The sequence below is a fragment of the Mycobacterium sp. NGS29 genome (assembly GCF_059812965.1).
Window position 1 is genome coordinate 356,243 of record NZ_JCALDR010000001.1, and the last position, 15,314, is coordinate 371,556.

The following is a 15,314-nucleotide window of genomic DNA, read 5'->3' on the forward strand; positions in this document are numbered from 1 at the left end:
GGCGTGGCTATCGCGCTGACCCGGCTGCTGCGCCGGGACAAGACCGTCGGCGACGAGAACTCCGATGCCGAAGGCGCGGCCGAGGCGGCCGAGCAGGATCCGGCCGGCGCTGACCAGCCCACCAAGAGCCCCGCGCCGCCGTCGGGCCCACGCACCCGGTTCGGCACCTGGCTGGGGCGGCCGATGACCTCGTTTCACCTGATCATCGCCGTCGCGGCATTGCTGACGAGCCTGGGCCTGATCATGGTGCTGTCCGCCTCCGGCGTCGAGTCCTACGGCAACGACGGGTCGGCGTGGATCATCTTCGGCAAACAGGTGATGTGGACGATCGTCGGCCTGGTCGCCTGCTACGCCGGACTGCGGATGTCGGTGCGCTTCATCCGCCGGATCGCCTTCACCAGCTACGCCGTCACCTGCATCCTGCTGGTCCTGGTGCTCGTTCCTGGCATCGGCAACCTCGTCAACGGGTCGCGGAAGTGGTTCGTGATCGCCGGCTTCTCGATGCAGCCGTCGGAGTTGGCCAAGATCGCGTTCGCAATCTGGGGGGCCCACCTGTTGGCGGCGCGCCGCGCCGAGCGGGCCGGGCTGCGCGACATCCTGGTGCCGCTGGTACCGGCCTCGCTGATCGCGCTGGGGCTGATCATGGCCCAGCCCGACCTCGGACAGACCGTCTCGCTCGGCATCATCCTGCTGGGCCTGCTGTGGTACGCCGGCCTGGACCTGCGGGTGTTCATCAGCGGTCTGGTCATGGTGGTCATCGCCGGGGCGATCTTCTCGATGTCGGCGGGCTACCGCTCCGACCGGGTGCGGTCCTGGCTGGACCCGGAGAACGACCCGATGGACACCGGTTACCAGGCGCGCCAGGCCAAGTACGCGCTCGCCCACGGCGGCATCTTCGGCGACGGGCTGGGCCAGGGCGTGGCCAAATGGAACTATCTGCCCAATGCCCACAACGACTTCATCTTCGCCATCATCGGCGAGGAACTCGGACTGATCGGCGCGGTCGGATTGCTGGGCCTGTTCGGACTGTTCGCCTACACCGGGATGCGGATCGCGCGCCGCTCGGCCGACCCGTTCCTCCGGTTGCTGACCGCGACCACCACGCTGTGGATCCTGGGCCAGGCGTTCATCAACATCGGCTATGTAATCGGTCTGCTGCCGGTCACCGGATTGCAGCTGCCGCTCATCTCAGCTGGTGGAACATCAACGGCAACAACGCTTTTCATGATCGGCATCATGGCCAACGCAGCTCGCAACGAGCCCGAAGCGGTGGCCGCGCTGCGCGCCGGGCGCGACGACAAGGTCAACCGGCTGCTGCGGCTGCCGGTGCCCGAGCCGTACGCACCCACCCGTCTGGAAACATTCCGCGACCGCAAACGCGCCAAACCGCAGCCCAAGCCGCCGGTCCGCCGCGCCGCCACCCCGCCGCGGCAGGCGTCGGCGCGCACCGCGGAACGGTCGGGTCGCCGGTCTGCGGGCAACGCGCACTTGCAGAAGAGGCATCATGGATCTGGCCAGCAATACGCCGGCCGGCGCCGCACGGGGCGCGCTCCCGCATTGGAAGGTCAGCGTTACGGGTGAACGACATGGTCAGCGAGTCCACCGGCGGGTTGGGGGCAGCGCCCCTGCCCGCCGGTAGCGCGTTGCCGTCCTTATCGGTCGTGTTGGCCGGAGGCGGGACCGCCGGGCATGTGGAACCCGCGATGGCCGTCGCCGACGCGCTGACCTCGCTGGACCCCCAGATCCGGATCACCGCGTTGGGCACCGCGCGCGGGCTGGAGACCCGGCTGGTGCCCGCCCGCGGCTACCACCTCGAACTGATCACCCCGGTGCCGCTGCCCCGCAAACCCAGCGGTGACCTGGCCCGGCTGCCACCGCGGGTGTGGCGCGCGGTCCGAGAGGCCAGGGCGGTGCTCGACGACGTGCGCGCCGACGTCGTCATCGGCTTCGGCGGCTACGTCGCGCTACCGGCCTACCTGGCCGCCCGCGGCAGCCGGGTCTCGGGACGCCGACGCCATCGCGTCCCGGTGGTGATCCACGAAGCCAACGCCCGGGCGGGACTGGCCAACCGGGTCGGTGCCCGCTCGGCCGACCGGGTGCTGGCCGCGGTGCCGGGGTCGGGTCTGCACGGTGCCGAGGTGGTCGGGGTGCCGGTGCGGGCGGCGATCACCGCACTGGACCGGGCCGCGCTGCGCAGCGAGGCGCGCGCCTACTTCGGTTTCCCCGAGGACGCGCGGGTGCTGCTGGTCTTCGGCGGTTCCCAGGGCGCGGTCTCGCTCAACCGGGCGGTGTCGGCGGCGGCCGCCGGGCTGGCCGGCGCGGGGGTCTCGGTGCTGCACGCGCACGGCCCCAAGAACACCCTGGACCTGCGCACCCCCGAACCGGGGGACCCGCCCTACGTCGCATTGCCCTACCTGGACCGGATGGATCTGGCGTACGCCGCGGCCGACATGGCGATCTGCCGGTCCGGGGCGATGACGGTGGCCGAGGTGTCGGCCGTCGGGCTGCCGGCCATCTACGTGCCGCTGCCGATCGGCAACGGCGAACAACGGCTCAACGCGCTGCCAGTGGTCAACGCCGGCGGCGGCATGGTGGTCGCCGACGCGGCCCTGACGCCGGATCTGGTGGTACGGGAAGTCGCCGGGCTGCTCAACGACCCCACGAGGCTGGCGGCCATGACGGCGGCGGCTGCGCTCGTCGGGCATCGCGACGCCGCGCTGCGGGTGGCGCAGGCGGCGCTGGATCTCGCGCGCTCGGCCTCCTCCGGAGGACGGCGGTGAGCGCCGAACAGCTGCCCCCGGAGCTGCACCGGGTGCACATGGTCGGCATCGGCGGCGCCGGCATGTCGGGCATCGCCCGCATCCTGCTGGACCGCGGCGGGCTGGTCTCGGGGTCCGATGCCAAGGAGTCGCGGGGTCTGCATGCGCTGCTGGCCCGCGGCGCCAAGATCCGCATCGGGCACGACGCGTCCTCGCTGGATCTGCTGCCTGGCGGGCTCACCGCCGTCATCACCACCCACGCCGCCATCCCGAAAACCAACCCCGAGCTGGTCGAGGCCCGACGGCGTGGCATCCCGGTCGTGCTGCGGCCGGTGGTGCTGGCCAAGCTGATGGCCGGGCGCACCACGCTGATGGTCACCGGCACGCACGGCAAAACCACCACCACGTCGATGTTGATCGTGGCGCTGCAGCACTGCGGGCGCGACCCGTCATTCGCGGTCGGTGGCGAACTGGGGGAGGCCGGCACCAACGCCCACCACGGCAGCGGTCACTACTTCGTCGCCGAAGCCGACGAAAGCGACGGCACGCTGCTGGAGTACACACCCAACGTCGCGGTGGTCACCAACATCGAGTCCGACCACCTGGACTTCTACGGCAGCACTGACGCCTATGTCGGGGTATTCGACGCGTTCGTCGAGCGGCTGGCGCCGGGCGGCGCGCTGGTGGTGTGCACCGATGACCCGGGGGCGGCGGCGCTGGCCCAGCGCACCGCGGCGCTGGGTATCCGGGTGCTGCGGTACGGGTCCACCGGCGACGACCTGGCCGCGACCCTGTTGTCCTGGGAGCAGCACGGCACCGAGGCGGTGGCCCACCTGCAACTTCGCGGCGAGGCGCAGCAGCGGGTGATGCGGCTGTCGGTGCCGGGACGGCACATGGCGCTCAATGCGTTGGGGGCGCTGCTGGCGGCGACCGAGATCGGCGCGCCGGTCGAGGAGGTGCTCGACGGGCTGGCCGGTTTCGAGGGGGTGCGGCGCCGCTTCGAACTGGTCGGCACCGCCGACTCGGTGCAGGTGTTCGACGACTACGCCCACCACCCAACCGAGGTCGCGGCCACCCTGGCCGCGGTGCGGTCGGTGGTCGAGCAGCGCGGCGGCGGGCGCTCGTTGGTCGTGTTCCAGCCGCACTTGTATTCGCGGACAAAGGCTTTTGCCCACGAATTCGGTCGGGCACTGGATGCCGCCGACGAAGTGTTCGTGCTCGACGTCTACGGTGCCCGCGAGCAACCCTTGGCCGGGGTGAGCGGAGCCAGCGTCGCCGAGCACGTGAGTGTGCCGGTGCGCTACCTGCCGGATTTCTCGATGGTGGCCGGCGAGGTGGCGGCCGCAGCCGGTCCGGGTGACCTCATCGTCACCATGGGCGCCGGTGACGTGACGCTGCTGGGGCCCGAGATCGTGGCGGCGTTGCGCTCCCGGTCGAACCGCAGCGCGCCGGGTCGCCCGGGAGTGTTGCAGTGAGCGAGCCCGACTCCGAGGAGTCCGCGTCCCGCGGAGCCGACCTGGTCGACGGTCCGGCCGAAGCGGTACCTGAGTCCGGCGCCACCGAACCTGTTGCGACCGAACAACCCGCGCTGCCGGAGGAAACCTCCGAGCCGGACGATTTCGAAGGTCCACGCCGGCGCGAGCGCCGGGAACGCGCCGAGCGGCGCGCCGCCCAGGCCCGGGCCGTCGCGATCGAACAGGCCCGCCGGGAGGCCAAGCGGCGCGCCCGCGGCAACGTCCTGCCCGAGCCCAAACCTGTTGCGCGCGGCGTGGTCCGCGGGCTCAAGATGCTGCTCGCGACGGTGATCATGGTGGTCGTTGGCGTCGGGCTGGGGCTGATCCTGTACTTCACGCCGGCGATGTCGGCCCGCAATATCGTGGTCACCGGGACCGGAGTGGTGACCCGCGAGGACGTCCTGAACGCGGCGCAGGTGCGAGTCGGGACGCCGTTGCTGCAGATCAACACCAGCCAGGTCGCCGAGCGGGTGGCCGCGATCCGGCGGGTGGCCAGCGCCCGGGTGCAGCGCGAGTACCCGTCGGCGCTGCGCGTCACCATCGTCGAGCGAATCCCGGTGGTGGTGAAGGATTTCCCGGACGGACCCCATCTGTTCGACCGCGATGGCGTCGATTTCGCGAACGACCCGCCGCCGCCGGCGCTGCCGTACATCGACGTCGAGAACCCCGGCCCTACGGATCCGCCTACGCTGGCGGCGCTCAAGGTGCTGATGGCCCTGCGACCCGAGGTCGCCGGGGAGGTGGGCCGTATCGCGGCCCCGTCGGTGTCCTCGATCACGCTGACACTCTCCGACGGCCGGGTGGTGATCTGGGGGACCACCGACCGTGCGGAGGAGAAGGCGGAGAAGCTCGCGGCGCTGCTGACCCAGCCCGGCCGCACCTATGACGTGTCCAGCCCTGACCTGCCGACCGTCAAGTAGCCGCCGGGTCCACCCCGGGATTGCCACGCCCGCGTGACGCTCGGCGCGCGGTCCCCGCGTTTGTCACGCTGGTGTGATGCTCGGCGTCGAACGTTGCGCTGGCGTGACGCTGGGTGGGGCGCTGGCCGGGGCGGGTGCCAAATCAGTCGCGGGTGTCACGCTGGTGTGACGCTGGGCGTCGAACGTTGCGCTGGCGTGACGCTGGGTGGGGCGCCGGCCGGGGCGGGTGCCAAATCAGTCGCGGGTGTCACGCTGGTGTGACGCTGGGCGTCGAACGTTGCGCTGGCGTGACGCTGGGTGGGGCGCCGGCCGGGGCGGGCGCCAAATCAGTCGCGGGTGTCACGCTGGTGTGACGCTGGGCGTCGAACGTTGCGCTGGCGTGACGCTGGGTGGGGCGCCGGCTGGGGCGGGCGCCTAATCAATCGTGGGTGTCACGCTGGCGTGACGCTGGGCGTCGAACGCTGCGCTGGCGTGACGCACGGTGGGACGCCGCCCCAGGCTCGGCGGCCAGGCCTACCGCGGGTGTCGCGCTGGCGTGACGCTCGGCGACCACGCTCACGCTCGGCGAAGACACAGCACAAAAATCACCCGCGGCGCGTCGGCGCGCCTGCGGCGTTAGTGCCCGTCGTACCCATACGGTTCTGGTTACGCGGAACTACTTGACATAACTCTAACTCTATGGTTGAGGTTGAGACTTTTGCAAGTAGACACACCGCACCGAAGACATTCAGGGGAACGTGAGCCCTCAGGGAGGAAGACGAATGATGACCCCCCCACATAACTATCTGGCCGTCATCAAGGTCGTGGGCATTGGTGGTGGCGGCGTCAACGCCGTCAACCGGATGATCGAACAAGGCCTCAAAGGCGTGGAGTTCATCGCGATCAACACCGATGCGCAGGCCCTGTTGATGAGCGACGCCGACGTCAAGCTCGACGTCGGCCGCGACTCGACGCGTGGCCTGGGCGCCGGTGCCGACCCCGAGGTCGGCAAGAAGGCCGCCGAGGACGCCAAGGAGGAGATCGAGGAGCTGCTGCGCGGCGCCGACATGGTCTTCGTCACCGCGGGTGAGGGTGGTGGCACCGGCACCGGCGGCGCGCCCGTCGTGGCCAACATCGCGCGCAAACTCGGCGCGCTGACCGTCGGTGTGGTCACCCGGCCCTTCTCCTTCGAGGGCAAACGGCGCAGCAATCAGGCCGAAAACGGCATCTCGGCGCTGCGGGAGAGCTGCGACACGCTGATCGTGATCCCCAACGACCGGCTGCTGCAGATGGGTGACGCCGCCGTGTCGCTGATGGACGCCTTCCGCAGCGCCGACGAGGTGCTGCTCAACGGCGTGCAGGGCATCACCGATCTGATCACCACACCGGGCCTGATCAACGTCGACTTCGCCGACGTCAAGGGCATCATGTCCGGCGCGGGCACCGCGCTGATGGGCATCGGCTCGGCTCGCGGCGAGGGCCGCTCGCTCAAGGCCGCCGAGATCGCGATCAACTCACCGCTGCTGGAAGCGTCGATGGAAGGTGCGCAGGGCGTGCTGATGTCGATCGCCGGCGGCAGTGACCTGGGGCTCTTCGAGATCAACGAGGCAGCCTCGTTGGTGCAGGACGCCGCGCATCAGGACGCGAACATCATCTTCGGTACCGTGATCGACGACTCGCTCGGCGACGAGGTGCGCGTCACCGTCATCGCGGCCGGCTTCGATGCCGGGCCGGGCCGCAAGCCGGTCACCAGCGCCACCGAGACCGGCGGCGCCCACCGGATCGAGACCGCCAAGGCCGGCAAGCTCACCTCCACGTTGTTCGAGCCGGTCGACGCCGTCAGCGTGCCGGTGCACACCAACGGTGCGACGCTGAGCATCGGCGGTGACGACGATGACGTCGACGTGCCGCCCTTCATGCGCCGCTGAGGTCTCGATTTGCTTGCCACTGCGCGACGAACCGGCCTCGAAACATAATGGCCTCACGTCGAAGCACTCTGGCGGGCAACCGATTCCAGATACTGGGCAGGTGAGCGTTCGCATCCGTCGGGTGACCACCACGCGGACGGGCGGTGTGTCGAAGCCGCCGTTCGACAGCTTCAATCTCGGCGACCACGTCGGTGACGACCCGTCGGCCGTCGCTGCCAACCGTGCCCGGCTGGCTGCGGCCGTCGGCCTGCCCGACGAGCGGCTGGTGTGGATGAACCAGGTGCACGGTGACCGCATCGCGGTGGTCGACGAGCCGCGACACGCGGCGATCGACGACACCGACGGGGTCGTGACCGGCACGCCGGGCCTGGCGCTGGTGGTACTGACCGCCGACTGCGTGCCGGTCCTGCTCGCCGACGCGCGCGCCGGTGTGGTCGGGGCGGTGCACGCCGGTCGGGTCGGGGCCCAACATGGCGTGGTGACCCGCGCGGTAGAGGCCATGGTGAGCCGGGGTGCGCGGCCCGGCGACATTTCCGCACTGCTCGGCCCGGCGGCCAGCGGCAGTCGCTATGAAGTGCCCGCCGCGATGGCCGACGAGGTCGAGACGACGCTGCCGGGCAGTCGAACCACGACCGCCGCCGGAACGCCCGGACTGGACCTGCGTGCCGGAATCGCTTGCCAGCTCCGCGATTTGGGAGTGACTTCGATCGAGGTCGATCCGCGCTGCACCATTTCCGACGCGACGCTGTTCAGCCACCGGCGCGGTGCGCCGACCGGACGGCTGGCGTCGTTGGTGTGGATGGAATGAGTGTGATGGCCACGGAGAACCCGGTGCGGGGAGGCGGCGGCGACCGCCAGACGGAATTGACCACGGCCCTGGGGGCGGTGCGATCCCGGCTGGCTGCGGCCGCCGCGGCCGCCGGCCGCAATGTCGCAGAAATTGAGCTGCTCCCAATTACCAAATTCTTCCCAGCAACCGACGTAGCGATTTTGTCCCGATTAGGTTGTCGGGCCGTTGGCGAATCGCGCGAACAGGAAGCTGCGGCGAAGGTGAGTGAAGTCACCCGGCTGTTGACGGCCGCTGCACAACACACCGGATTGCGGGATTTGCATTGGCACATGGTCGGTCAGATTCAGCGCAAAAAAGCCCGGTCCCTGGCGCGCTGGGCGCACACCGTCCACTCCGTCGACAGCATGCAGTTGGTGACCGCGCTCGACCGGGCGGTGACCGGTGCGCTGGCCGGGCACGAGCGGGAGAACCGGCTGCGGGTCTACGTCCAGGTCAGCCTCGACGGCGATGTGTCGCGCGGTGGCGTCGACATGGACGAACCCGGTGCGGTGGACCGGATCTGCGCCCAGGTGCAGGACTCGCGCAGCCTGGAACTGGTCGGTCTGATGGGCATCCCGCCCGTGGAATGGGACCCGGAACAGGCCTTTGACCGGCTGCAATCCGAGCACCAGCGGGTGCGCGCGGCGTTCCCGACGGCGGTCGGGCTGTCGGCCGGCATGTCGGGTGACTTCGAAATCGCCGTCAAACATGGTTCGACGTGTGTGCGTGTCGGTACCGCGCTATTGGGTCAACGGCGGTTACGGTCACCGTGAATAGTCACTGTAGTCACATCTTCATCACAGGCAACAGATATCCCAGGCTAGAAGGGGTCGTACGATGAGCACACTGCATAAGGTCAAGGCCTACTTCGGGATGGCTCCGATGGAGGATTACGACGACGAGTATTACGACGACCGCGCGCCATCGCGCGGTTATTCGCGGCCGCGATTCGACGATGAATACGGTCGTTATGAGGACCGTGACCGCGATTACGACGATCCGCGCAGAGACCCCCGCGCCGACCCGCGCGGCGACCTGCGCGGTGAGCCGGCCGACTACCCGCCGCCCAGCAGTTACCGCGGCGGCTATGCCGACGAGCCGCGCTTCCCGACGGGCGGGTTCGACCGTGCCGACCTGGCTCGGCCGCGGCTGGGTTCGTGGCTGGGACGCGGCGGCGCCACCCGCGGCGCGTTGGCGATGGACCCGCGCCGGATGGCGATGATGTTCGAGGAAGGCCACCCGCTGTCGAAGATCACCACGCTGCGTCCCAAGGACTACAGCGAGGCGCGCACCATCGGCGAGCGGTTCCGCGACGGCACTCCGGTGATCATGGACCTGGTGTCGATGGACAACGCCGACGCCAAGCGGCTGGTCGACTTCGCCGCGGGCCTGGCGTTCGCGCTGCGCGGCTCGTTCGACAAGGTCGCCACCAAGGTGTTCCTGCTCTCACCCGCGGACGTCGACGTGTCCCCGGAGGAACGTCGCCGGATCGCCGAAACCGGTTTCTACGCTTACCAATAAGCTCACCGGCAGAGGCTTGCGCCGAATAGTTTCCGCACCGCCCGGTAGGTCACCAACTGGCCGACCGGGCGGTGCGCTGTCGACAGCCCACCAGGGGAACGGGGCGGGTCGGTAGGCTTGCTGTCGCCGCTACGCCGGCGGCGACGGACATTCTCATCAACGTCATCGTGAAGGTCGGGACTCTCGTTGGTTGTGTTGCTGTACATCGTCGGGTACACCCTGCTGGCCTTCTGGTTGCTGCTGGTCTTCCGGGTCGTCATCGAGTGGATCCGCTCGTTCAGCCGTGACTGGCGGCCCACCGGCATCACTGTGGTGATCCTGGAGATCATCATGTCGATCACCGATCCGCCGGTGAAGCTGCTGCGCCGACTCATCCCGCCGATCACCATCGGCGCCGTGCGCCTGGACCTGTCCATCCTGGTGCTGCTGTTGATCGCCTTCATCGGCATGCAACTCGCGCTCGGCGCAGCCGACGGCGCCACGTAGGCGACCCGAGTTGGTCTTTTAGAGACGGTTCGGCCACGATTTGGCGTCAACTCAGGCGCGTGTTTTTTGAAATCTAAGGAATGTGATTTATTGGCTGCAGAGCTCTAAAAAGAATGAAATCTGTCCTTATTTATTACTCCAATCGGCAACCGCCGAGTCTGGTGTGACAGGATGGGCGGCAGTTGCGCGACGGCTACCGCACCGTTCTACACTTTCAGATTGTTCGACCGTCCAGGAACTCGAGGGGACAAAGAATGCCGCTTACACCTGCCGACGTCCACAATGTGGCGTTCAGTAAGCCGCCTATCGGCAAGCGCGGGTACAACGAGGACGAGGTTGACGCCTTCCTTGACCTGGTGGAGAACGAACTGACCCGACTGATCGAGGAGAACTCCGATCTGCGGCAGCGGATCGCCGAGTTGGACCAGGAGCTGGCCGCGGGAGGCGGCGCCTCCGGTGCCGCGCCCACGGTGGCCCAGCCGATCCCGGCCTACGAGCCCGAGCCCGAGCCGGTCAAGCAGGCCGCGCCGACCCCGGCGCCGGCGCAACCGAGCTCGTCCAACGAGGAGCAGGCGCTCAAGGCGGCCCGCGTGCTCAGCCTGGCCCAGGACACCGCCGACCGTCTGACCAGCACCGCCAAGGCCGAGTCGGACAAGATGCTGGCCGATGCCCGCGCGAACGCCGATCAGATCCTCAGCGAGGCGCGGCATACCGCCGAGACCACGGTCTCCGAAGCGCGGCAGCGCGCGGACGCGATGCTGGCGGATGCCACGGCGCGCTCGGAGAGCCAGTTGCGCCAGGCGCAGGAGAAGGCGGACGCGCTGCAGGCCGATGCCGAACGCAAGCACTCCGAAATCATGGGGACCATCAACCAGCAGCGCACCGTGCTGGAAGGCCGTCTCGAGCAGTTGCGGACCTTCGAGCGCGAGTACCGGACCCGCCTGAAGACCTATCTGGAGTCCCAGCTCGAAGAACTCGGCCAGCGCGGATCGGCGGCTCCGGTCGATTCCAGCGCGGACGCCGGCGGCTTCGAACAGTTCAACCGCGGCGCCAACTGACCGCTGGGCGGCAACCTGCCCGGAACGCGACGCCGGACACGCGCCAGGCGCGAGTTCAGCGTCATCGACCCTGGTAGGTTTGGCAGTCGCGCCTCGCGGCTGGAGGGATGACCGATGTTGATCATTGCGCTGGTATTGGCCCTGATCGGGCTTGTGGCGCTGGTGTTCGCGGTAGTGACCAGCAACGTGCTGGTTGCCTGGGTGTGCATCGGCGCCAGCGTGGTGGGCGTGATCCTGCTGATTGTGGACGCGGTCCGGGAACGTCAGCAGCGGGATGCGGCCGTCGATGAGGACGCCGATGCGGACGCCGAGTCCGAGAACACCGTCGACTATCCGGACGAAGACGTCGAGGCGCCCGAGGAACCGGCGCGGCGTGACGAGGACGCCAAGTAGCGGTCGGTCTACCGCGGTTCGGTCGCAGTGGACAGCAGGGCGCGCACCTCGTCGTCGCTGACCTGATGGAAGTCGGCATAGACCTGCCCGACGGCGTTGAAGTCCCGGGGCATGGTTGCGCACACCACGTCGTCGGCTTCGCGCGCCAGCATCCGGCACGCTGAGGCCGGCCCGACGGGAACCGCGACTACGACCGCCTGCGGCCCGGCGGCGCGCACCGCCCGCACCGCGGCCAACATGCTGGCGCCGGTAGCGATGCCGTCGTCGACCAGAACCGCAATCCTGGCGCGCGGGTCGGCGCCGGGACGCCCGCCGCGGTAGGCCAGTTCGCGCCGCCGCAGTTCGGCCGATTCGGCCTCGATTACCCTGTGCACCTGCTCGTCGGAGATGCGCAGGCTGGACAGCACGTCCTCGTTCATCACCACCCGGCCGCCGCTGGCCAACGCCCCCATCGCCAATTCCGCTTGCGTCGGGACACCCAGCTTGCGCACCAGAAACACGTCGAGGTCGGCGTCCAGCGCGGCGGCGACTTCCCATCCCACCGGGACGCCACCCCGGGCGAGCCCGAGGACCAGCAGATCCGGCTTGCCGCGGTAGGCGGCCAGGGAGTCGGCCAAGACGCGGCCGGCTTCGCGTCGGTCGCGAAACGTGCGGGTCGGCGTGCGCCGAAACAGGGCTCTCGATGGGGTCCGCGGTGGGTTCATGGGTCGCACTCCGCCCTGTGCTGGCAACCACCAAAGCCTACTGACTCACCGCGCCGCTGGGCAGTCAGCAGCAACTCGGTTGCTCGTTACAGCGGGATTACCAACGTATTTCCGAAACATTGCCGAAATTCCTGGTTCCCGTGCTGGCAGGGGCGCTTAATAAACGGGTCATCCACCGCCGGCCGACCTCCGAAACGGGCGGCGCTGTCGATAGGAGAACCCGATGTCCTTCGTGACCACGTACCCCCAGGCATTGACGGCCGCAGCGGGCGCACTGCAACACCTCGGGACGGCCATGGCCGCCGAGGATGCCGCCGCCGCGCCACCGACCACCAGCGTCGTCCCGGCCGCCGCCGACGAGGTGTCCGCACTGCAGGCTGCACAGTTCGCGGCCTACGGCACCTGGTATCAGCAGGTCAGCGCGCAAGCCAGAGCCGTGCATCAACAGCTGGTCACCACCCTCGGGTCCAATGCCGACGCCTACGGCGAGACCGAGGGGGCCAATCAGAGCGCGGCCGGCTCGGAATCGGTGTCCGGCCTCACCAACGCGGCATCCGCGGCGGCCGCCAGCCCGGCGGAGGCGGCCGCGTCCGACGACGCGATCATCGGCACGCCGTTCAACTGGTTCCAGAATGTCGGCGCCGCGGCGTCGAACTTCATCGCGCTCGGCCAGGGGCAGTTCCTGCCCGGTTCGGTGACTTGGAATCCCGCGATGGCCGATTTCCCGCCGCTGGGCGTCGGTGCGGCGCCCGCGTTACCGATCTCGGCTATCGCTGGACCACCGGTGGCGGCAAGTGTCGGCGAGGCCGTGTCGATCGGGGCGATATCGGTGCCACCGAGTTGGGCGGCCGGCATGCCTGTTGCTGGCGGAACGCCGGCAACGCTGACGGGCGCGGGCTGGACCAGCGCCGCGGCGCATTCCGCGCCGATCACGACGGTGCCCGCCGGCCTGCCGGCGATCGCATCGGCCGACCGTTCGAGTGCCGGATTCGGGGCGCCGCGCTACGGCCTCAAACCGATCGTCATGCCCAAGCCGACCGTTGTCTGAACCCCCACTTCATTAAGGACCGAGAAATGCCTTTTGATTTTGGCGCGCTGTCCCCGGAGATCAATTCAACCCGTATGTACACCGGCCCGGGAGCGGCGCCGCTGATGGCCGCCGCCGCGGCCTACAGCAACCTGGCTGCCGAACTGAGCAGCACGGCGACGGCCGCCGAGTCGGTGATCTCGACGTTGACCGAGGACGAATGGCGGGGCCCGTCCTCAGCGACGATGGCCACCGCCGCCGCCCCCTATGTGCAATGGCTGCTCACCACCTCTGCGTCGCTGCAGCACGCGGCCGACCAGGCGATGGCGTCGGCGGCCGCCTACGAGGCCGCGTACGCGATGACGGTGCCGCCGGCGGTCGTCGCGGCCAATCGCGCCCAGCTGGCAACACTCGTCGCCACCAACATCGTGGGTCAGAACACGCCCGCGATCGCGGCCAACGAAGCGCTCTACGGCGAGATGTGGGCCCAGGACGCCGCCGCGATGTACGGCTACGCCGGATCGTCGGCGCTGGCCGGGCGACTGGACCCGCTGACCGCACCGACTCCGGCCGCCAACTCCGCGCCGAGCGCCACGGCGGATCAGGCCGCCGGCACCTCGACAGGGCTGTCCGCCTTGGTGTCCAGCACGCCGAGTGTCGTTCAGTCGCTGGCAAACCCAGCGGCGGCGGCGCCGGCATCGGCCGTCGGCGACTTCTTCAGCGACAGCCTGGTGCAGAACATCCCCAACGGCATTATCGACATGGCGGCCTGGAACGGTTTCAACGCAATTGTCACTGCAGTGCTGTACTCGCACACCTTCGACGCGGGCCTGATCGCGAGCCAGTTCCCGCCGGATTTGGGCGCCATCGGGATCGGGCCGGCGCAAATGGCTGCGGGTCTGGGTTCCGGCGGCGCGAGTGCTGCGTCGGTATCCGCGGCGGCCGGCCAGGCGACGACGGTCGGCAAGCTCTCGGTGCCCGCCTCGTGGTCGGCCGCCACCCCGGCCACGATGGCAGCGTCCACCGCGCCGTTGGCCGGTTCGGGCTGGACGGTGCCGGCAGAGCAGGGTGCTGGGGTGATGAATGTGGCCACCGGGATGCCGGCCTACGCCTCGGCGGGCCGCGGCGGCTACGGTGTTGGCCCACGCTATGGGATTCAGCCGACCGTGATGCCCCGGCAGGTCCTCGTGTAGGTGTGTTCGCGGCTGCGCCGCTCAACACACTGCACCGGCTTGTCGGAGGTGTGTTCGCGGCTGCGCCGCTCAACACACTCCCTCGGCTCGGAAATGAACGCGAGCGTTCATTTCGCTCGCCTCAGTCGGCTTGTCGGAGGTGTGTTCGCGGCTGCGCCGCTCAACACACTCCCTCGGCTCGGAAATGAACGCGAGCGTTCATTTCGCTCGCCCCTCAGTCGGCTTGTCGGAGGTGTGTTCGCGGCTGCGCCGCTCAACACACTCCCTCGGCTCGGAAATGAACGCGAGCGTTCATTTCGCTCGCCTCAGTCGTGTGTCCGAGGGGGGACTTGTCCGTCTACGACACGGGTCGTGGTCTGGCGATTGGGGCGCTGACCGCTTCGGTCAAGCACCGGTCCACGTTTTTCGCTCAATCGCAACCCTGAGGAGCTCGCCCATCGGGCGGCCAGCCGTCGGTACCGGACTCAAGCGGAATATTCAGAGATCGAAGCAGGATCGAAAAGAGCCGCCAATTGGCGATTGCTCCGACAAGTTCGACCAAAACGGCGTGATCGCTATTGAATGCCTTCTGGCACCCAGCCCAGTTTTCCTCGGAGATGACCCCGTCGCGTACCACATCATCGGTCGCTGCGAGGACCGCACGCTCGACTGGCCCGAGGCTTTCGGAATTCTGCCAGTCGCGCACCGCCAGGAGATCATGCTCAGGCACGCCGAGCAGTGTGGCGATTCGCCAATGTTGAGTCCATTCGTATTCGGAGCCAGTAATCCAGCCGATGCGCATGATGACCAGCTCGCGTAGCCGCGCGTCAAGGGAACCGCGGAAGAGTAACGCGTCTAGCAGCCCATACAGCGCAACCGCCACACGCGGCTGATGAAGTGCCACGCGGAATACCGACAGGTCTGCCAACTCTTCGGGCAACCCACATTCGGCAGCTCGCAGCTGGGCCTGCTCACGGTCGAGCATCGGTACGCGTTCCGCCATGGTCACGGGTGGCCCTCTCTG

Annotated in this window: 14 protein-coding genes and 1 pseudogene; 13 read left to right on the forward strand and 2 right to left on the reverse strand. The window is 68.8% G+C overall.

Going from position 1 to position 15,314, the window contains the following annotated elements; translation table 11 throughout:
• Positions 1 to 3: 3 nt before the first annotated feature.
• From ftsW to AC5Y5Z_RS01710, 11 genes are all read left to right on the forward strand, one after another.
• Positions 4 to 1,581 carry a putative lipid II flippase FtsW gene (gene ftsW, locus AC5Y5Z_RS01660; RefSeq protein WP_499923064.1) on the forward strand — a complete coding sequence of 526 codons (1,578 nt, stop codon included), beginning with the start codon at positions 4 to 6 and terminating at the stop codon, positions 1,579 to 1,581.
• On the forward strand, positions 1,578 to 2,780 hold the full coding sequence (gene murG / locus AC5Y5Z_RS01665) for an undecaprenyldiphospho-muramoylpentapeptide beta-N-acetylglucosaminyltransferase (RefSeq protein WP_499923066.1): 1,203 nt from the start codon (positions 1,578 to 1,580) through the stop codon (positions 2,778 to 2,780). The genes ftsW and murG overlap by 4 nt, the downstream gene beginning before the upstream one ends.
• Positions 2,777 to 4,234 carry a UDP-N-acetylmuramate--L-alanine ligase gene (gene murC, locus AC5Y5Z_RS01670; RefSeq protein ID WP_463824451.1) on the forward strand — a complete coding sequence of 486 codons (1,458 nt, stop codon included), beginning with the start codon at positions 2,777 to 2,779 and terminating at the stop codon, positions 4,232 to 4,234. Before murG ends, murC begins: the two co-directional genes overlap by 4 nt.
• A gap of 41 nt (positions 4,235 to 4,275) precedes the next feature.
• A complete protein-coding gene (locus tag AC5Y5Z_RS01675; protein ID WP_499923178.1) occupies positions 4,276 to 5,193 on the forward strand; it encodes a cell division protein FtsQ/DivIB in 918 nt (305 codons plus the stop codon).
• Between the two features lie 764 nt (positions 5,194 to 5,957).
• On the forward strand, positions 5,958 to 7,100 hold the full coding sequence (gene ftsZ / locus AC5Y5Z_RS01680; RefSeq protein WP_463824450.1) for a cell division protein FtsZ: 1,143 nt from the start codon (positions 5,958 to 5,960) through the stop codon (positions 7,098 to 7,100).
• A 100-nt stretch (positions 7,101 to 7,200) separates the two neighbouring features.
• Positions 7,201 to 7,908 carry a peptidoglycan editing factor PgeF gene (pgeF, locus tag AC5Y5Z_RS01685; protein ID WP_499923067.1) on the forward strand — a complete coding sequence of 236 codons (708 nt, stop codon included), beginning with the start codon at positions 7,201 to 7,203 and terminating at the stop codon, positions 7,906 to 7,908.
• Positions 7,909 to 7,913: 5 nt separating this feature from the next.
• Complete coding sequence (locus AC5Y5Z_RS01690; RefSeq protein WP_499923069.1) at positions 7,914 to 8,702, forward strand: YggS family pyridoxal phosphate-dependent enzyme; 789 nt, start codon at positions 7,914 to 7,916, stop codon at positions 8,700 to 8,702.
• A 64-nt stretch (positions 8,703 to 8,766) separates the two neighbouring features.
• Positions 8,767 to 9,450 carry a cell division protein SepF gene (locus AC5Y5Z_RS01695; protein ID WP_463824447.1) on the forward strand — a complete coding sequence of 228 codons (684 nt, stop codon included), beginning with the start codon at positions 8,767 to 8,769 and terminating at the stop codon, positions 9,448 to 9,450.
• A 192-nt stretch (positions 9,451 to 9,642) separates the two neighbouring features.
• On the forward strand, positions 9,643 to 9,936 hold the full coding sequence (locus AC5Y5Z_RS01700) for a YggT family protein (protein WP_499919284.1): 294 nt from the start codon (positions 9,643 to 9,645) through the stop codon (positions 9,934 to 9,936).
• Positions 9,937 to 10,190: 254 nt separating this feature from the next.
• Positions 10,191 to 10,994, forward strand: a complete 804-nt coding sequence (wag31, locus tag AC5Y5Z_RS01705; protein WP_463824445.1) for a DivIVA-like cell division protein Wag31 — start codon at positions 10,191 to 10,193, stop codon at positions 10,992 to 10,994.
• Between the two features lie 114 nt (positions 10,995 to 11,108).
• Positions 11,109 to 11,387, forward strand: a complete 279-nt coding sequence (locus AC5Y5Z_RS01710) for a hypothetical protein (protein ID WP_499923070.1) — start codon at positions 11,109 to 11,111, stop codon at positions 11,385 to 11,387.
• An 8-nt stretch (positions 11,388 to 11,395) separates the two neighbouring features.
• On the opposite strand, the pseudogene AC5Y5Z_RS01715 reads toward AC5Y5Z_RS01710, so the two are convergent.
• A pseudogene (locus AC5Y5Z_RS01715) lies at positions 11,396 to 12,109 on the reverse strand (phosphoribosyltransferase); the annotation flags it as partial.
• 205 nt (positions 12,110 to 12,314) lie between these two features.
• On the opposite strand from AC5Y5Z_RS01715, the gene AC5Y5Z_RS01720 reads away from it, so the two are divergent.
• Together AC5Y5Z_RS01720 and AC5Y5Z_RS01725 are read left to right on the forward strand one after the other, a co-directional pair.
• Positions 12,315 to 13,139, forward strand: coding sequence for a PPE family protein, SVP subgroup (locus tag AC5Y5Z_RS01720; protein WP_499923071.1), 825 nt, complete (start codon positions 12,315 to 12,317; stop codon positions 13,137 to 13,139).
• Positions 13,140 to 13,165: 26 nt separating this feature from the next.
• Complete coding sequence (locus AC5Y5Z_RS01725) at positions 13,166 to 14,311, forward strand: PPE family protein (protein ID WP_499923073.1); 1,146 nt, start codon at positions 13,166 to 13,168, stop codon at positions 14,309 to 14,311.
• Between the two features lie 409 nt (positions 14,312 to 14,720).
• Here the strand turns inward: AC5Y5Z_RS01725 and AC5Y5Z_RS01730 are convergent, their stop codons facing one another.
• Positions 14,721 to 15,299: a carboxymuconolactone decarboxylase family protein gene (locus AC5Y5Z_RS01730; RefSeq protein ID WP_014382408.1), complete on the reverse strand. Its 579-nt coding sequence runs from the start codon at positions 15,297 to 15,299 to the stop codon at positions 14,721 to 14,723.
• Positions 15,300 to 15,314: the final 15 nt, after the last annotated feature.